Below are 19,609 nucleotides of genomic sequence, written 5' to 3' on the forward strand. Positions count from 1 at the left end.
TCATCTTAACCATCCTTCTCTATCCAAACTACGATATTGAATAGCTTCAGCAATATGATGAGATTGAATAACACTTGAATCCTCTAAATCAGCTATTGTTCGAGATACTTTTAAAATTCTATCATAAGCTCTCGCTGATAAATTTAATCGTTCCATTGCTGTTTTCAATAATTGCAATGATTCATCATCTAACGCACAATATTCTCTAATTAACTTACTACTCATCTGAGCATTATAATGAATAGTCTTCATGTTTTGAAAACGCAACGATTGAATATTTCTTGCTTTTGTAACTCGTTTTCTAATTTCTGCACTATTCTCTGCCTTTCTTTTTTCCGATAATTTTTCAAAAGGAACAGGAGTCACTTCAATATGAATATCTATTCTATCTAATAAAGGACCTGAAATTTTACTCAAATAACGTTGCATTTCCATTGGCGAACTTGATACAGGAGCATTTGGATCATTAAAATAACCTCCAGGGCTTGGATTCATACTAGCCACTAACATGAAAGATGAAGGATATGTAATTGTAAATTTAGCTCTAGAAATGGTAACTTCTCTGTCTTCTAATGGTTGACGCATTACTTCCAATACTTCTCGCTTAAACTCAGGTAATTCATCTAAAAACAAAACACCATTATGTGCTAACGAAATTTCCCCTGGTTGTGGATAGCTTCCTCCTCCTACTAAACTTACACTCGAAGAAGTATGATGAGGATTTCTAAATTGCCTTTGTGTCAATAACCCAGCCTCTTTTACTTTTCCTGCTACAGAATGGATTTTAGTTGTTTCCAATGCTTCTTGCATGGTCATAGGAGGTAAAATACTGGGTAAACGCTTTGCTAGCATTGTTTTACCAGATCCTGGCGGGCCAATTAAAATTATATTATGACCTCCAGCAGCAGCAATTTCCATACATCTTTTTATAGATTCTTGTCCTTTAACATCAGAAAAATCAAATTCTGGAAATTCTAGTGTTTTATTAAATTCTTCTTGACAATCAATAACCGTAGGAATCAAATCACCTTTTCCATTAAAAAAATCAATTACTTGTAATACATTTTCTACTCCATAAACATCTATTCCATCTACAACAGCTGCTTCTTTAACATTTTGAATAGGCAAAATCACTCCTTTAAAACCTTCTTCTTTGGCCTTTATAGCTATTGATAACGCTCCTTTTATGGGTTGCAAACCACCATCAAGTGATAATTCACCCATAATAACATAATCATTTACTAAATCTATTTTTATTTGATTAGAAGCTGCTAAAATTCCAACAGCAAGCGTTAAATCGTAGGCAGAACCTTCCTTACGCAAATCGGCTGGAGCCATATTTATCGTAATCTTCTTTCCAGGTAACGAATAATTATTGTTTTTGAGTGCAGCAGCAATACGATAACTGCTTTCTTTAATTGCGGAATCTGGTAATCCTACCAAGTGGTAGCCTATTCCTTTATCAATGTTTACCTCAACGGTAATGGTCGTCGCTTCCACACCGAAAACGGCACTTCCGAATACTTTTACTAACATGGCTTATACTTTTAAATTTTGGCTTATATAAGTACAAATATAGAAAAGATTTTGAATTTTAATACTTTTTTAATTATTAACAATTATTCTTAACTGTAAACAATTATAAAAATTTATTTATAAATTAGTAAAAAATCCTTAGTAAATAATATTATGAGTTCAAAGATAGATATTTCTTCAACAGCAGTCGAAAAAGGAATTGAATTAGTCCAAGGATTTCTTGAAAAATTGGTTGGTGCTACCCTTGAAGAAACTGGTCTATTACTTGGTGATAAAATAAGAATATTTAGATTAAATAATCAAATCAAAATGCTTGTAAAAGCTCAAGAAATTTGTAAACAAAATAATATTACTTTAAAACAATTATCTGTTAAAGCGCTTGTACCATTATTGGAATATTCAAGTTTAGAAGATAATGAAACATTACAAGAAAAATGGAGTAATTTATTAGTTAATCTTATTGATACAAAAGAAAATTACGAGTCGTCAATTTTTCCTTTTATACTAAATCAGTTAAGTTCAAATGAGTTATTAATTATTGAAAAAATTTATAACTATAAAAATGAAAATTCACATTTAATCGATTATTCTAGTATTGATTCTAATTTTACTAATATTGAAAGAATAAATTTAATTAGATTAGGATTGATTGAAATGGATATTACATCAAAGACTAATAAAAATAAAGCAACTTTATTATTAGGTGGCAGACAGTTTGGGTTAAGTGATTTAGGAAAGATGTTTATAGAATCTTGTACTTTACATAAATAAGAAGTATCAAATCAAATATCATAAATATTAACCTACAACCCCAATTAAGCATTTCCATTCCTTTTTATTATCTTTTTGCTCGTTAATTAGTTTCATAAATAGTTAATCTAACTATTGTAAATAAGATTTTACATTTTAAAATCTTTTGCTTTGATTATTCGATTTGTAGTTCGCTACATCAATTCTTTGGGAAAAATCTAGCTGAAAAGTATACTCACTTTAAACAATACAACAACCTACTAAAGCATTTACGCCTCTTAAACAAAGTGTAACAACACAGTTTACACCTATAACCTACTCCAAACGCACTATTTTACTACCAACTACACCTGATACCTGCACTAAACGCACTGTTTTAGGAGCAACTACACCTGCTTTTTTGGTTTTTCTATAAACAGGCACAGCAGCTACTTTCTACCATCCTACTCTAAAATTTTGAGGCAATTTTAAATGGCTTTTTGGCATTGTTATTGTTAATGTTTCAAATTATAACTTAGTATTAAGTTAATTTAAAATTAAATACAGTACTTATGGAAACAAATGCAAACAATTCAAAAAATGAAAAATCTACTAAGACTAGAAATGTTCCAGTAGCCGATATTAACTTCGGCAATGTCATTACAACAGTAAGCGAAAAATGGGCAGCTTCTAGTTGGCTAACATTAAAATGGTTAACCGTTGCGCAATTTCAGGCGGATGCAACGAATTATAACAACACACTATCTATTAGATTATCTAAAGGCGCTACACGACCACAAATTACACAAACATTAGAGGCCTTAGAAAAAACAATGGATACGCATTTGTCATATGTAAAAGGCTACATTACAGATAAATATAAAAAAGAAAACAGTACCAGCTATTTTGCAGCTTTTGGTATTGAACACAAAGGCAATCGCTACCTGTTACCAACAGATAAAAACAAAAGAGTGGAAGCCTTGAAATTAATGATTAGCGCACTAACAGAGCACGAGTTTGAAGACAAAGAATTTGGGTTGGCTTTCTGGACTTCCTTACAACAACAATATAGTGTTTTAGTAAAAGAAGCCACAACAACAGATGGTCTGGTTTCGGTTAAAGTAGGTGATAAAAACATCTTAAAGAAAAATCTAAATAAAGGATTAAATGCCATTATTTATACTTTAAAAGCCAATTATCCTGATACATACAAACAAGAATTAAGAGACTGGGGCTTTCAAAAAGAGAAATATTAAGCTTTAACTTGTCCTTTTAGTAAACAAAAGTGTTTGCAAATTCAATTCCTATTATGAAATGTAATAGGAATTTTTATTATCAATGCCTAAATAAAGTGGACCGTTTTTAAATTAGTTTTCATTTAAATGTACTTTTGTAATCAACTTATTTTAGAGACTTGCACGCTGTCAACTCACATCCAACAACCAACAACAGACAACCTGACAATAGACAACCATCAACCCAAATTAGGCATTCCAAATCATTTTTATTACCTTTGCGCCTCGTTATTTGATTTCATACAATAGTTTATCTAACTATTATTTATAAGATTTTAATTCTAAAATCTTTCATTTTAATCATTCGATTTGTAGTTCGCTACATCTAGCCTTTGGAAAAATTCCTTAACAGGCAATACATAATTTTAAAACAAATAAAATGCACGCAGTAGATTATTTAATCTTTGTTGTTTACATGCTAGCTATGCTTGGTGTAGGTTTTTATTTTTACAAAAAAAACAAATCTTCAGAAGATTTTTATGTTAGTGGAAGAAACATGAGTAGCTGGCACATTGGACTATCCGTAGTAGCTACCGATGTTGGTGGTGGATTTTCAATTGGTCTTGGTGGCCTTGGCTTTACTATGGGAATTTCAGGATCTTGGATGCTATTTACAGGATTAATTGGTGCTTGGTTAAGTGCTGTTTTCTTAATTCCAAAAGTAAGTAAACTAGGTCATTTGCATAAGTTTTTTACTTTTCCACAAATTTTCAATCATTTTTATAATGCCAAGGTTGCATTATTAGCAGGAATTATATCAGCTATTGGTTATATTGGTTTTACAAGTTCACAAGTGTTAGCTGGAGCCAAATTAGCCTCAGCAACTATTGAAGGATTAAACCTTCAAACTGCTCTAATCATTATGGGGGTTATAGCAGTAGTTTACACCGCTGTAGGAGGCTTAAAAGCAGTAATTTACACTGATACCATTCAATGGATCATCTTAATTGTCGGACTCGTTTTTATAGGTATTCCTATAGCTTATAATGCAGTTGGTGGTTATGACGTTATCAAAGCAACTCTAGCACCTGAATATTTATCGTTAACCAATGTTTCTTGGCATCAAATCTTAAATTGGTCTGTAACCATAATTCCTATTTGGTTTATTGGAATGACACTATACCAAAGAATTTATGCTTGTAAAGACGAAAAAGAAGCAAAAAAAGCATGGTTTATTGCTGGTCTATTTGAATGGCCTATAATGGCTTTTATGGGAGTTATTCTAGGAATGCTTGCAAAAGTTGCTGCCACACAAGGAATGTTTGACGGAATAACAGATGCCGCTTCAATGGACAGTGAAATGGGATTACCTATACTTTTAAGTACAATTTTACCTATTGGATTAATGGGATTAATGCTTTCTTCCTATTTTTCAGCAATTCTTTCCACTGCTGATAGCTGTTTAATGGCAGCTTCTGGAAATATTGTAACCGATATTATTTCTAAATTTTCTAAAAAAGAATTTTCAGAAAAGAAAATGCTTCAAATTTCACAAATTGTAACACTCTCTGTTGGAGCATTTGCAATTCTTTTAGCTTCTCAAATGCAAAACGTATTAGAACTTATGCTCTACTCCTACGCTTTTATGGTTTCTGGTTTATTTGTCCCTGTTCTAGGAGCATTATTTTGGAAAAAAAGCAATGCTAAAGCCGCTTTTTGGAGTATGCTTTTAGGAGGTGGAACAACTATTGGACTAATTCTATCTAACAACAAATTACCATTAAATTACTCATTACCAAAACATTTAGACGCAAATATCTTCGGAATTAGCATATCTTTAATAACATTCATATTATTATCAAATTATCATTATAAAAAAATAAACAATGGAATTTAAAATTATTACTCCAGAAACAGGAGAACACAAAACATATAATCATCAAATAATTGCCGAATTTCTATTTACACATTTAGAACAATATGGCGACAAAACGGAAGATATCTTAAAATGTATTAACTATGCTATGAATCCTTCTAAAGGAGGAACTATAATTGTAGGATTAGACAATGAAAAGATTGTAGGTGCTGTTATCTTAAACAATACTGGAATGGAAGGCTTTATTCCTGAAAATATTTTGGTTTATATTGCAGTTGATAATAGTCAAAGAGGAAAAGGATTTGGGAAACAATTAATGCAAAAAGCTATTGAAACTGCAAATGGAAATATTGCATTACACGTAGAACCCGATAATCCTGCCAAAAAATTATATGAAAAACTTGGATTTACAAATAAATACTTAGAAATGCGTTTAACTAAATAAAAAGTTTTGAAAGAGCTTATTCAACTTAGAAAAGAATTACATCAATACCCAGAAATATCTGGAAACGAAAAAGAAACAGCTAAACGTATTCTAACATTTCTTTCCCACTATTCTCCTGATACAATTATAACAAAACTTGGAGGAGAAGGAATTTTAGCAACTTACAACGGAAAAGAAAAAGGAAAAACAATATTATTCAGATGTGAACTAGACGCTTTACCTATTCATGAGATTAATTCATTCAGTCATCAATCTGTTTATGAAGATGTTTCTCATAAATGTGGACATGATGGTCACATGGCAATTTTATGTGGATTAGCTAAAGAATTATATCAAAATCCAATAGAAAAAGGAACTGTACTATTACTTTTTCAACCTGCGGAAGAAGACGGAAATGGTGCCAGAAGAGTTTCAAATGATAAAAAATTTAAAGAAATCAAACCCGATTATGCTTTTGCATTACATAATTTGCCTGGATTCAAAAAACATCAAATTATTGTAAAAGAGCATACCTTTACTTGTGCTGTAAACAGTATGATTATAAAATTAAGAGGAAAAACATCTCATGCGGGCGAACCAGAAAACGGAATTAATCCTGCTTTAGCAATTTCAGAAATTATTAATCATTTTGATGCTATTATTAAAAATGATGTAACACAACCTGATTATTGTTTAATTACTCCTATTTACATTAACATGGGAGAAAAAGCTTATGGTGTTTCTGCTGGATATGGTGAAATTCATTTTACAATTAGAAGCAATAGTAATCTTCAAATGAGAACAATAGAAACTCATTTAGAATCTATTATACAATCAATTGCATCAAAACATAAATTAGAACTAAATATAGACTGGACACAAAGTTTTCAAGCTAATGAAAACAATGTTGAAGCTATAAATATAATTCGAGAAGCCGCTTCTAAGAATCGTTTTGATATACTTGAAAAAGAAGAACCTTTTACTTTTGGTGAAGATTTCGGATTGTTTACACAAAAATTTAAAGGAGCTATGCTAGGTTTAGGTTCAGGAGAAAAAACGCCTTCACTTCATAATCCAGATTATGATTTCCCTGATGAAATAATAGAAACAGGAATAAAATTATTCCATCAAATTACAAAAGACATTTTAAATGCATAAGAATTCCATCATAGAAATTAATCAAAATGCTCATAAAAACAATATTGATTTTCTAAAAAAAACCTTTGGTAAAAAAGTAATTCTTTCTTCTGTTGTAAAAGGAAACGCTTATGGTCATGGTTTGAAAGAATTTGTTTTAATGGCATTTGCAAATGGCATAACTCATTTTTCTGTTTTTGACGTCGAAGAAGCTAAAATAATATTTGATACATTAGGAAATAAAGTAACTATTCTTATTATGGGATTTGTTGCAGATGATGATTTGGCTTGGGTAATTAGCCATCAAATTGAATTCTTTGTTTTTGAACGCTACCGATTAGCAAAAGCATCAAAAATAGCAAAAAAGCTAAATCAAAAAGCTATTTTACATATCGAAATTGAAACTGGAATGAATCGAACAGGTTTTAAAATCAGTGAAATTTCAAAAGTAGCACAATTCTTAATCAAAGAAAAAGACAACCTCTATTTCAAAGGCTTATGTACACATTTTGCTGGAGCAGAAAGCATTGCAAATTATTATAGGGTTCAAAAACAAATTGTTATTTTCAATGAAGCAAGTTCAATTTTCAGTACATTTGAATTACATCCTAAAATAAAACATTCGGCTTGTTCTGCTGCCGCTATGATGTTTCCAGAAACAAGAATGGACCTAGTTCGAATTGGTATATTACAATATGGTTTATGGCCTAGTCCTGAAGTTTTAGTTAGTTATTTAAACTCTAAAAAGAAAAAAATAGATCCTTTACAACGTGTTATTACTTGGAAAAGTGAAGTAATGAGTGTAAAACGAGTAAAATCGGGAGAATTTATTGGATATGGAACAAGTTTTATGGCAAAAAATAAGATGAAAATTGCAACTATTCCATTGGGTTACTCACATGGTTATAGCCGTTCATTAAGTAATCAAGGACGTGTTTTAATAAATGGAAAACGTTGCATGGTTATTGGTACAGTAAATATGAATATGCTAACAATTGATGTTTCTGAAATTGAACATGTAAAAAAAGGTGATGAAGTTGTTCTAATTGGCACACAGGAAAAACTTACCGTTTCAGTCGCTTCATTTAGTGATTTTAGTAACCAATTAAATTATGAATTATTAACCCGTATTTCTAAAACAATACCAAGAAAAATTACACTATAATGGCTTTTATAAAACTATATCGAAGAAAACTAAAAGAAAATTATACGTTTTTAAACACCATGTTTAAAGAACGAAATATTGAATGGGGAGTTGTTACAAAATTACTTTGTGGAAATACTATATACCTAAAAGAAATCATTTCATTAGGTGTAACCGAAATGCACGATTCAAGAATTAGTAATTTAAAAAAAATTAAAAAATTAAATCCAAATATTAAAACATCATATATAAAGCCACCTTCAAAACGAAATATTTCAACAATTGTTCAATATGCTGATGTAAGTTTTAATACAGAAATTTACACTATTCAAATGCTTTCTGAAGAAGCGAAACGACAAAATAAAAAACACGGAATCATTATTATGATTGAAATGGGTGACTTGCGTGAAGGTGTTTTAGGAGAAGAATTGCTTCATTTTTACGAACAAGTCTTTAGTTTACCTAATATTGAAATTAGAGGAATTGGAACTAATTTAAATTGTTTAAGTGGTGTAATGCCTACTCAAGATAAACTAATTCAACTGAGTTTATACAAACAATTGATTGAAGCTAAATTCAATGTAAAAATACCTTGGGTTTCTGGTGGAACTTCTGTTGCTGTTCCTTTAATGCTTAAAAATGCACGACCTATGGCTGTAAATCATTTTAGAATAGGAGAAGCATTGTTTTTTGGAAAAGATTTATTTACAGGTGAAACAATAGAAGGGTTACATAATGATGTTTTCAAACTCTATGCAGAAGTTATTGAAATTACTGAAAAACCAGATAATCCTATTGGTGAATTAGGTGAAAATGTAGCTGGAAACACATACGAAATTAATGATGATACTGATTTAAGTACTACTTCATTGCGTGCTATTCTAGACATTGGATTACTAGATATGCAACCACAATATTTAGAAACAGACAATCCAAATATTACTATCGTAGATGCTAGTTCCGACATGATGGTTGTTGATATTTCAAATTCTGAAAAAATTTATAAAGTAGGTGATTTAATCTCTTTTAAATTGCAATATATGGGTGCACTTTATCTTTTAAACTCTGATTATATTGAAAAAATAGTGGAATAAAAAACCCAATCATAAGATTGGGTTTTTGTTTTATTTCTTAAAATTAGCAATACCTTCTTTTAACCATGTTTTATATTCTTCAACATCTGGTGTATAACCTACTGGGTCTGATATATCTTTACCTTCTGAATTCAAAACGATATAATATGGTTGAGCATTATTTTTATATCTTGTAATCTGAAAATCACTCCATTTATTACCGATAGTTTTTATTTCTTTTCCTGTTTCAGGAGAAATGTATTGTTCCTTTTCATCTAATGAACGTTTATCATCAACATAAAGTGAAATTAAAACAATATCGTTTTTTAACATTGAAAGCACTTCTGGTTGTGACCAAACATGCTCCTCCATTTTTCTACAATTCACACATGCATGTCCTGTAAAATCTAAAAGAATAGGTTTACCAACTTCTTTTGCATAAGCGACTCCTTTTTCATAATCATGAAAAGCGATAATTTTATGTGGCCCATAATGGGCATGTGCTGGTAAAACTGAAGTAGCTTCTCCTCCACCTCCTTGAGAATTTCCTACTCCATAAGGACTTTCACTATATGTCATTGGTGGTGGAAATCCTGAAATTAATTTTAAAGGTGCTCCCCAAAGACCTGGAATTAAATACACTGTAAATATTGAAACCAATAAAGCTAAAAATAATCTTCCAACAGATATATGTGATAATGGACTATCATGAGGTAGTGTTAATTTACCAAATAAATATACAGCCCAAGTACCAAAAATCACAATCCAAATAGCTAAAAAGACTTCTCTTTCCAACCAATGTGCTTGTAAAACTAAATCAGCATTTGACAAAAATTTAAAAGCTAAAGCAAGTTCTAAAAATCCTAATGAAACTTTAACTGTATTTAACCATCCTCCTGACTTTGGTAATGAATTCATCCAACCAGGAAACATCGCAAAAAGCATAAATGGTAATGCCAAAGCTGAAGAAAAACCTAGCATTCCTACAATTGGAGCAATTCCTCCTTTAGAAGCTGCTTCTACTAATAATGTTCCTACAATAGGTCCTGTACATGAAAACGATACAATAGCTAAAGCTAATGCCATAAATAGAATTCCTACAACTCCTCCTCTATCAGCTTGTCTGTCTACTTTATTTGCCCATGAATTTGGTAAAACAATTTCAAAAGCACCTAAAAAAGAAGCTGCAAAAAAGACTAATAAACCAAAGAAAATAATATTAAACCAAACATTAGTTGATAATGCATTTAGAGCATCGGCTCCAAAAATACCTGTTACTAAAGAACCTAATAATAAATAAATTAAGATAATTGAAATCCCGTAAATAAAAGCGTTTTTCTTTCCTTCAGCTTTCGTTTTACTTTGTTTTGTAAAGAAACTTACTGTCATTGGAATCATTGGGAATACACATGGCGTTAACAAAGCCGCAAATCCACCTAAAAAAGCCAAAATAAATATACTTAACAATCCTTTTTTCTCTTCTTTTTTTATCTCTTTTTTAGTAGCTGTAGTAGTCTCAACTTTCTTAACTTCTTCTACATTAGAATTTGTTGAATCTGTTATAACTTCGTCTACTTTTGTTATAATTTCTTCGGTAGTCTTTTTATCTTCTTTTGTATCAGTAATTACTGCTTTTTCTTCAACTTTTTCTACTATCGTTTCTTGTTTAATTTCTGGTAATTTGATTGTTAAATTATCATCTTCTTGAATACATTTTCCATCGATACAAACTTGTCCTGATAATGCTATTTTTATTTCTTTAAGGTTTGTATTTGTAACTTTTATAAGCTGTTTAAATTGTGCTTTATTAACAAAAAAGTATTCATCTACTTCAAATATTTCGTTGTATTCTTTTATATATTTACCTTCTGTTGTTTTTCCTACTAAAGTATAATTTCCTTTTGCATTTTTAAATTCAAAAACAAGCGGCTGAGAACCTCCATCTGGTGTGTTTTGAGAATATAGATGCCAATTATAGTCAATTGTAGCATCTATTATTAATTCAAACTCTGTATTTGACTTTTGAATAACTTTAGTAGTCCATTTTACAGGGTCTAATATTTGAGAATTTCCCGTTAAGGAAAATATTATTATTAAAAAAGTAAAAATTTTTTTCATTATTTAAGTTCTATTTTTAGGGTGTTTTGTGTGTTTTCATTTGCTAAAAAACGTTGATCTGCTCGCTTGCCTATTACCCAAACAATTTCATTGTTTGAAACAAGTAACCATTGTTCTTCTTTTTCTAAAAGTGAATATTTTTCATCTTTAAAATATTTACTCAATTTTTTCTTTCCATTCATTCCTGAAGGATAAAAACTATCACCTTCTTTTTTCTTTCTTATCTCTAAAGGAAACTGTAATTTATCTTCATCAACAAATATAATATTGTTATCTGAGTTTGAAATGTAACTTATGTTACAAAAAGAGAGATTTAAGGGAACTTTATGATTTTTTAAGTTTTCATTAATAAAAAAAGACTCTTTTAGTTCTTCTTTTTCTTTTGGAGATAATAATAAATAATTTCTGTCTTTTAAAAGTATGTAAGAATTTGAAAAAACTTGTTTTCCAGATTGTGCATATGGTAAATTATAAATATCATCCCAAGCTGTAAAACCATACTCTTTCAACCATTGATACAAATAACTTTTATAATTCTTTAGTTTTAATAATTCTTCTATGTTGATTTGAATTTTATGATCTAATTGAGTTACTATTCTTTCATACATAATTGCAGTAACATCTTCAACTAGCTCAACAGATTGCTTCAAATGATTCAACGTTTCTTGAAATGATGTTAAAAAGCTAGGGTTCAATTGTTTTAAAACAGGAACAACTGCATGACGGATTTTATTTCTTAAATATTTATCTGATGCATTGCTAGAATCTTCACGCCAATCTATTTGATTTTTATTTGCAAAATTTTCAATCTCATTTCTAGAAAAAATTAGCAAAGGTCTTATTATCTTATCATTTTGCTCTGGAATTCCTGTTAATCCTTCTAGACCTGTTCCTCTAGTTAAGTTTATTAGAAATGTTTCTATTTGATCATCTAAATGATGAGCTGTTACAATATAATCATAGTTGTTATTTTCTATAATTTCATTAAACCAATTATATCTTAATTCTCTCGCAGCTAATTGTGTAGAAAGTTTACGCTGAACTGCATAATCACTTGTAGAAAATTTTTGGATAAAAATGGGAATATTATATTGCGTACACAATTCTTGTACAAAAAGCTCATCTTCGTCACTTTCAGTATCTCTTAACTGAAAATTACAATGTGCAACACCTATTTCCAACTGTATTTTTTTACATAAATGAACCAATACAACACTATCAATTCCTCCACTAACAGTCAATAGTAATTTCTTCCCATATAAATGTGGAAAATTTTGATCTAAATGATTTTTAAATTTTTCTAACATTGTAAAAATATAGAATCACGAATTTAAGGTTTTTCAACAAATTAATTATCTAAAATCCATTTTATAAGATTGTCTTTATCAACTATTGACCATGAATGTGGATGACGATCTCCGTTTTTTCTATATCCTTTATTCTTTGTTAAAACTAAGGATACTTTTTTAAACTCATCTTGCTTCAATTCTTTATAAAATTGTTGAATAAAATATGAATTCAAATCTTTTTCTTCATTGTTCTTTGTTTCTTTCCACCAATCTATATCTGGTTCTGTATAAAATCTAATCTTAATATTTTTTAAATACTTAGCATTACCAATATTTTTTGTTTCTAGTGTAAAAGGGGCTTTTTTTTCATACAAATTAATGCTATCATTTGGATTTCCTAAATCTGATTGAAGTTTTTGAATAATCCAATTAGATTCTTCAACACTATCACTTGATATATTCATACTAATATTCTTCTTTGCAACATAGTATAATCCTAATATATCAACTGGTGAATCAACTATAAAAACACCTTTTGGTACAATTTTATTATGCGTTTTCAATAAATAATTACTCCATAATAAGCTTACATTTCCTCCACTTGAAAAACCTCCAATATGCACATTTTCTGTTTTCACATTCTGTGTTTCAAAAATAGAATTGAATAAATCTGACAATGCTACAAACTCACTTTCATTTAAATACAACTTCTGATTATAATTCATTAATAGTACAGAAACACCTTGACTTGTAGCGTAATCAATTATTGGGAACTCGCTTTTTGTATCTTCTATATCGCAAGGAAAACAAGGAAATAAAACCAATATTGCTTTTTGCTGATTTACTTTAAATAGTTCATATTCTGGCTCAATAATATGCTCATAAGTATTCGATTTTGCTTTACAACTAATTTGCAGCAAACACAAAACTAGAATAATAATCTTCTTTTTCATAACTATTATCTTAATCGTAAAACTTCAAACATTGCTTTTGCTTTTAACAAACACTCCTCATATTCGTTTTCAGGAATAGATTGAGATGTTATTGCGCTTCCTACAGAAAAAGATAAATATTGTTTTTTAGCATTATATAGGATACTTCTTATTACAACATTAAAATCGAAATCTCCTGTTGGACTAAAATAACCAACTGCTCCACTATATAATCCTCGTTTCGTTTCTTCTAGATTTTCAATAATTTTCATAGCTGAAATTTTTGGCGCTCCTGTCATGCTTCCCATAGGAAAGGTAGACTTAATAATTTCTATTGGAGATATTGTATTTTCAACTTCCGAAACAACCGTAGAAATCATTTGATGTACTTGTTTAAAAGTATAAATTCCACATAATTCTTCAACAGTTACGCTTCCTTTTTTAGCTGTATGAGACAAATCATTTCGTACCAAATCAACAATCATAATGTTTTCTGATCGCTCTTTTTCATTTTTAGAAAGCTCCGTTTTTAATTGATTATCTTGTTCAATATCAAAACTTCTTCTTGCTGTTCCTTTTATTGGCTGGGAAATTACTTTATTATTTTCTTTTTTTAAATATCGTTCTGGTGAAGCAGAAAGTAAATAATGATTATCATTTTTAAAATAAGTTGCAAAAGGTGGTTCTGAAATAGCATTTAATTCTTGATATATTGCTACTGGATTAATAACAGCATTTTTTGCAAAAAATTCCATGCAAAAATTAGTTTCATAAATATCTCCTTTATGAATGTATTCTAATATCTTATTAACTTTTAAAAGATATTCTTCTTTTGAAATTCTTTGTTTAATAGCATCTATAACTACTTCTTCAGATTTAGCGTAAGAACATTGCGAAATTTCGATAAAATCTGTTTCAACTTCATCATCACACATATTCAAATATCTAATTTCCAAATAATTATCTCTTAAAAAAAACAACTTTTTAGGTTGAAAAAAATATAAATCAGGAAATTCTAATCCGTCAAAGTTTTCTGATTTTAGTAATTCAACATCATTCTTTACATCATAAGAAATATAACCAAACAACCAATCTTTAGCATGTGATTGATATTGATGCAAATCTTCAAATACATTATGATAATCTGTTTTAATAGATGTGAAAGCTTCAACAGCTAAAATACAATCATAACTAGAATATTTTTGATTATAGTCGTTTGAATCTAAAAACGTAACTTCTCTAAATTGACTAGACCAATGTAAAAGTTGTGATTTAAATTCTTTAGGATCAGAGATAGTTTTAAAAATAGAAGTTCTCAAATTTTGAAATTATAATTTTTTAAAGTTCAAAATTACGATTTAAAAGCAGAAGTGGTTTAAACTTTTTTAATTGAGACAAAAAATAACGTTTTCCCGTCAATCAAAAATGCTTAAACCACCTTATTATTGATACTTTAATCTATTTAATTAATTCTATAACTAGACTACATCCGTTTGCTAATAAATTTGTATTAGTATTAGATAATGATGAATAAATAGAAACGGCTTCATAAGCAGTAAGATTAACCAATTTCACTAAAGATACAGTTCTTGTATCATTTCCAGAAATAGTACTATATGTTCTTGTTCCTGGAATTTCAGTTCCGTAAATTCCTAAATAAAATTCTGGATGAATTGCAGATCCTGAACTTTTTCTCAATGAAACTGTATATGAAATTCTATATAATCCTGTTTTTTGTACTTGAATACTAGAAGCATTTAATGACATTCCATTACTAACTCCATTTGTTCCCAAATTAATGGCTCCTGAAGATAAAACGCTACTTGAATTTTTATAGATTTCACCATATAGTTTCAAATCATTCAAATCTGCCCAACTTGCTTTTCCACTTTCATTAGAAACAAGTACTTTCCCTAAACCTTGATTTCCATCAACTATTTTTATTGAACCATTAACATGTAATCGTTCGTCTGGTGAATTAGTACCAATTCCTATTTTATTATTACTACTAGTTGAATTTCCTAAAATTATTGAATTTGCCTGACTTGCCGTTGCTTGATAACCAATAGCTGTAGCATTCTGACCACTTGAAGTAGCTCCTGTTCCTATAGCTGTTGCTTGTTCTCCTGAAGCTGTTGAAAAATTCCCCAATGCTATTGAGTTGTTATTTGAAGATGAACTATTGAATCCTAACGCAACAGATCTATAACCAGATGCTGAAGAATTTCTCCCTATTGCAATAGCCTCATTTGAAGCTGAAGAATTTGCAGATGTTCCTATTGCTATAGAATGTTCATCATTTGAAGTAGAACCTCTACCAATTGAAATTCCTCCATTAGGATGAAATCTTCCAAAACTTGAGTTATTTATTTTAAACGCTAATGAATGATAATTATTGGTTCCTAAATATTCGCTTCCTGTAGTTAATGTGTTACCATTAAAAGCCCAACCACTAGTTGTTCCTATCGCTCCTGCAGCATTATTCATTTTTTTCCAAACAGTGTCCCAATAGTAAAACCCAGGAGTCACATCTGAAATTGTAGAAGTATTGTAAACTAATAAACTAATAGCTGGGTTGCTAATTGTTGTTTTATCTGTTGAAGATAATAAGTTTACCCTAGGTATTAATAATCCTGAATTATTGCTTTTTATATCCAAAGCTGAGGAAACATCTGGAGACGTAGTTCCGATGCCAACTTGAGAAAATAAAAAACGACTAAAACAAAATGCAATGGTTAATAGCAATGTTTTTTTCATGTTCTATTTTTTTGGGCGCAAAAGTATATAAAACACAAATACGATTTTCACTCCACCTATTACTTTTATTTATAGCACTATAAGTAAAACAATGTTATTAAAATGACCTTAAATACAATGAGAAAAAAAATAAACTAATTAATATATTATGATTAAAACAATAATTTCATCAAAATAGCCCTTATTTATTATCAAATTCTAAAATCAGATGATTTCAACCCAAGAACACTTAAAAAAAACAGCTTAATTTACTATATTTGCGAGGCTTAAAAAAATTTTAAATAAACATAAAATATATATTTCATGTCAAACCAACCTAAGATTATTTACACTATTACAGATGAGGCACCAATGCTAGCAACTCATTCATTTTTACCAATAGTAAAAGCTTTCTCAAAGCCTGCAAATATTACAATAGAAACAAGAGATATTTCATTAGCAGGAAGAATTTTGGCAAATTTTCCAGAATTTTTAAATGAAAACCAAAAAATAGCTGATGCTTTAACCGAACTAGGTCAATTAGCAACAACTCCAGAAGCAAATATCATAAAACTTCCAAATATTTCTGCTTCTGTACCTCAACTTAAAGAAGCTATTGCAGAGTTACAATCACAAGGTTATGCAATTCCTAATTTCCCTGAGGAACCACAAAACGAAGAAGAAAAAACAATAAAAGCAAAATATGCTAAAGTTTTAGGATCAGCTGTTAACCCTGTTTTACGTGAAGGAAACTCAGATAGAAGAGCTCCTAAAGCAGTTAAAAACTATGCAAAAGCACATCCACATTCAATGGGAGCTTGGTCTTCAGATTCAAAATCACATGTTTCGCACATGAATGATGGTGATTTTTATGGTACAGAAAAATCGGTTACAATAAAAGATGCTGGTAGTTTCACTATTGAATTTACTGATGCTAATGGAGCTACTAATATTTTAAAAGAAAATTCTCCTCTAAAAGCAGGAGAAATTATTGATAGCTCTGTAATGAACATGGGGAAACTTAAAAAATTCATTGCAGAACAAATTGACGATGCAAAAGCAAAAGGTGTTTTATTTTCGGTGCATTTAAAAGCAACCATGATGAAAATTTCAGATCCATTATTATTTGGAGCTTTTGTAGAAGTTTATTTCAAAGCAGTATTTGAAAAATATGCAACATTGTTTGAAGAATTAGGAATAGACACTCGCAATGGTTTAGGAGATGTATATGCTAAAATTCAAGGTCATGCAAAACAAGCTGAAATTGAAGCCGATTTAACAACTGCAATAGAAAATGGACCAGCTTTAGCAATGGTAAATTCAGACAAAGGAATTACAAATCTACATGTTCCATCTGATGTAATTATTGATGCTTCTATGCCTGCAATGATTCGTAATTCAGGACAAATGTGGAATGCAGCAGGAAAATCTCAAGATACTAAAGCAATTGTTCCAGATAGATGTTATGCAGGAATTTATCAAGCAACCATAGATTTTTGTAAACAAAATGGTGCATTAGATCCTAAAACAATGGGAAGTGTTCCAAATGTAGGTTTAATGGCTCAAAAAGCCGAAGAATACGGATCACATGACAAAACATTCCAAATGTCAACTAACGGAACTGTTGTGATAAAAGATGCAAATGGAACAATATTAATGGAACAAGCTGTTGAAGCTGGTGATATTTTTAGAATGTGCCAAGTAAAAGATGCTCCTATTCAAGACTGGGTTAAACTAGCAGTTAATAGAGCAAGAGCTACTGGAGTTCCTACAATTTTCTGGTTAGATGAAAACAGAGCACATGATAGACAAATTATAGAAAAAGTAAATTTATATTTAAAAGATCATGACACTGCTGGTTTAGATATTCGCATTATGAATCCTGTTGATGCTACAAAATTCTCACTAGAAAGAATAGTAAAAGGATTAGATACTGTTTCTGTAACAGGAAATGTTTTACGCGATTATTTAACAGACTTATTTCCTATTTTAGAAGTAGGAACATCTGCAAAAATGTTATCTATTGTTCCTTTAATGAATGGTGGTGGATTGTTTGAAACGGGTGCTGGTGGTTCTGCTCCAAAGCATATTGAACAATTCATTGAAGAAGGATATTTACGTTGGGATTCATTAGGTGAATTTTTAGCATTAGGCGTTTCTTATGAACATTTAGGTAATGTTTTCAATAACCCTAAAGCATTAGTATTATCTGAAACACTAGATGAAGCTACGGAAAAATTCTTAGAAAACGATAAATCTCCAGCTAGAAAAATTGGAAGTATAGATAACAGAGGTTCTCATTTTTATTTAGCATTATATTGGGCAAATGCATTAGCAAATCAGGATAAAGATGCTGAACTAAAAGCAATCTTCTCTCCTATAGCTACAGAATTAAATGCAAATGAAGCTAAAATTAATGAAGAATTAATCACTGCACAAGGTAAACCACAAACTATTGGTGGTTATTATCATCCAAATTTTGATGCTACTGACAAAGCAATGCGTCCAAGTGCTACTTTGAATACTATTTTAGCAAAATTGAATTAAAATTCAAACTAATAGAATAAAAAAAGCGACCAAATGGTCGCTTTTTTTATTTCTCAATAATTTTACTTTAATCAAGTTAATAAACTTTATTCTTTCTTTTCTTCTTCGCTAGTACCATCTTCATCCTTAACTACTACAATTTTAGCTAGCACTCCCGTTGTTAAATTCCATTCATTTTTAGTAATTAAAATACCTTTATCATCATAAACAGAAAAAGCAGCAGTATTTGGCCCAGAAGTTCCCTGATTTAAAGCTAAAAATTCAATTTTATTAAATCCTTTTGATAAATCTAAATAAAATTCTTTTGATGCCGATTCCAATAGAACATCAGGAATTAAAATAGCATCATTAACCAATATTCGCACTCTATCTCCATCAGGATATTCATGGTCTCTACATACTATTTTTATATATTTAGCTTTAGTACTAAATTGCCCTAAGAATTGATTACTTTTAAAACTTTCGTCAATAGGTTTATCGTGATGTTTTTTATTTAGATTATCTCTTATCTCATCACCTGGATTAATAAATTTTTTATCATTTTCTAAGATACTTTTAGAATCTGTCTTTTTATTTAAAATGGAATATCTTTTCAAATAACTATTATCTTCATTCAAGATACTCTTATATTCTAAGGAAGGTAGTGACGAAGATGTATTTGATTTTTCTGTCTCAAAAGGATTTTTAAGTTGTATATCAAAAGTACGTTTCTTTTTATCAACTTGTGAAAACAAGCTAATACTAAACAATAATACAACAACAACTAATCTCTCTTTTTTAAATTTCATATAACAAACCTATAATTTAGTACAGAATTAATTACAATAATTAAC

Annotated in this window: 15 protein-coding genes; 8 read left to right on the forward strand and 7 right to left on the reverse strand. The window is 29.8% G+C overall.

Features of this window, described 5'->3' with window-relative positions; genetic code table 11:
- A complete protein-coding gene (locus LXD69_RS16040; RefSeq protein WP_246916122.1) occupies window positions 1-1,536 on the reverse strand; it encodes a YifB family Mg chelatase-like AAA ATPase in 1,536 nt (511 codons plus the stop codon).
- Between the two features lie 153 nt (window positions 1,537-1,689).
- On the opposite strand from LXD69_RS16040, the gene LXD69_RS16045 reads away from it, so the two are divergent.
- From LXD69_RS16045 to LXD69_RS16075, 7 genes are all read left to right on the forward strand, one after another.
- A complete protein-coding gene (locus tag LXD69_RS16045; RefSeq protein ID WP_246916123.1) occupies window positions 1,690-2,307 on the forward strand; it encodes an Abi-alpha family protein in 618 nt (205 codons plus the stop codon).
- Between the two features lie 530 nt (window positions 2,308-2,837).
- Window positions 2,838-3,521, forward strand: coding sequence for a hypothetical protein (locus tag LXD69_RS16050; RefSeq protein ID WP_246916124.1), 684 nt, complete (start codon window positions 2,838-2,840; stop codon window positions 3,519-3,521).
- 418 nt (window positions 3,522-3,939) lie between these two features.
- Window positions 3,940-5,397, forward strand: a complete 1,458-nt coding sequence (locus LXD69_RS16055; protein ID WP_246916125.1) for a sodium:solute symporter family protein — start codon at window positions 3,940-3,942, stop codon at window positions 5,395-5,397.
- Window positions 5,387-5,821: a GNAT family N-acetyltransferase gene (locus tag LXD69_RS16060; RefSeq protein ID WP_246916126.1), complete on the forward strand. Its 435-nt coding sequence runs from the start codon at window positions 5,387-5,389 to the stop codon at window positions 5,819-5,821. The genes LXD69_RS16055 and LXD69_RS16060 overlap by 11 nt, the downstream gene beginning before the upstream one ends.
- Before the next feature lie 6 nt (window positions 5,822-5,827).
- Window positions 5,828-6,958, forward strand: coding sequence for an amidohydrolase (locus LXD69_RS16065; RefSeq protein WP_246916127.1), 1,131 nt, complete (start codon window positions 5,828-5,830; stop codon window positions 6,956-6,958).
- Complete coding sequence (alr, locus tag LXD69_RS16070; RefSeq protein WP_246916128.1) at window positions 6,951-8,102, forward strand: alanine racemase; 1,152 nt, start codon at window positions 6,951-6,953, stop codon at window positions 8,100-8,102. Before LXD69_RS16065 ends, alr begins: the two co-directional genes overlap by 8 nt.
- Window positions 8,102-9,175: an alanine/ornithine racemase family PLP-dependent enzyme gene (locus LXD69_RS16075; protein ID WP_045971744.1), complete on the forward strand. Its 1,074-nt coding sequence runs from the start codon at window positions 8,102-8,104 to the stop codon at window positions 9,173-9,175. The genes alr and LXD69_RS16075 overlap by 1 nt, the downstream gene beginning before the upstream one ends.
- A gap of 30 nt (window positions 9,176-9,205) precedes the next feature.
- On the opposite strand, the gene LXD69_RS16080 is transcribed toward LXD69_RS16075, so the two are convergent.
- The 5 genes from LXD69_RS16080 to LXD69_RS16100 form a co-directional block, all read right to left on the reverse strand.
- Window positions 9,206-11,272 (reverse strand): protein-disulfide reductase DsbD family protein, encoded by a 2,067-nt coding sequence (locus LXD69_RS16080; protein WP_246916129.1) that lies wholly within the window; start codon window positions 11,270-11,272, stop codon window positions 9,206-9,208.
- Entirely contained in the window at window positions 11,272-12,579 is a 1,308-nt protein-coding gene (gene tilS, locus LXD69_RS16085) for a tRNA lysidine(34) synthetase TilS (RefSeq protein WP_246916130.1), read from the reverse strand. Before tilS ends, LXD69_RS16080 begins: the two co-directional genes overlap by 1 nt.
- A gap of 41 nt (window positions 12,580-12,620) precedes the next feature.
- Window positions 12,621-13,514: a hypothetical protein gene (locus LXD69_RS16090; RefSeq protein WP_246916131.1), complete on the reverse strand. Its 894-nt coding sequence runs from the start codon at window positions 13,512-13,514 to the stop codon at window positions 12,621-12,623.
- 5 nt (window positions 13,515-13,519) lie between these two features.
- On the reverse strand, window positions 13,520-14,812 hold the full coding sequence (locus LXD69_RS16095; protein WP_246916132.1) for an anthranilate synthase component I family protein: 1,293 nt from the start codon (window positions 14,810-14,812) through the stop codon (window positions 13,520-13,522).
- 139 nt (window positions 14,813-14,951) lie between these two features.
- The gene (locus tag LXD69_RS16100) at window positions 14,952-16,250 is read right to left on the reverse strand and encodes a hypothetical protein (RefSeq protein ID WP_246916133.1); all 1,299 of its coding nucleotides are present in this window, start codon (window positions 16,248-16,250) and stop codon (window positions 14,952-14,954) included.
- A 303-nt stretch (window positions 16,251-16,553) separates the two neighbouring features.
- On the opposite strand from LXD69_RS16100, the gene LXD69_RS16105 reads away from it, so the two are divergent.
- A complete protein-coding gene (locus LXD69_RS16105; RefSeq protein WP_246916134.1) occupies window positions 16,554-18,776 on the forward strand; it encodes an NADP-dependent isocitrate dehydrogenase in 2,223 nt (740 codons plus the stop codon).
- Window positions 18,777-18,862: 86 nt separating this feature from the next.
- On the opposite strand, the gene LXD69_RS16110 is transcribed toward LXD69_RS16105, so the two are convergent.
- On the reverse strand, window positions 18,863-19,564 hold the full coding sequence (locus LXD69_RS16110) for a hypothetical protein (RefSeq protein WP_246916135.1): 702 nt from the start codon (window positions 19,562-19,564) through the stop codon (window positions 18,863-18,865).
- Window positions 19,565-19,609 lie beyond the last annotated feature (45 nt).

It is taken from the genome of Flavobacterium sediminilitoris, from assembly GCF_023008245.1.
In the GTDB taxonomy this organism is placed as follows: Bacteria; Bacteroidota; Bacteroidia; order Flavobacteriales; family Flavobacteriaceae; genus Flavobacterium; species Flavobacterium sediminilitoris.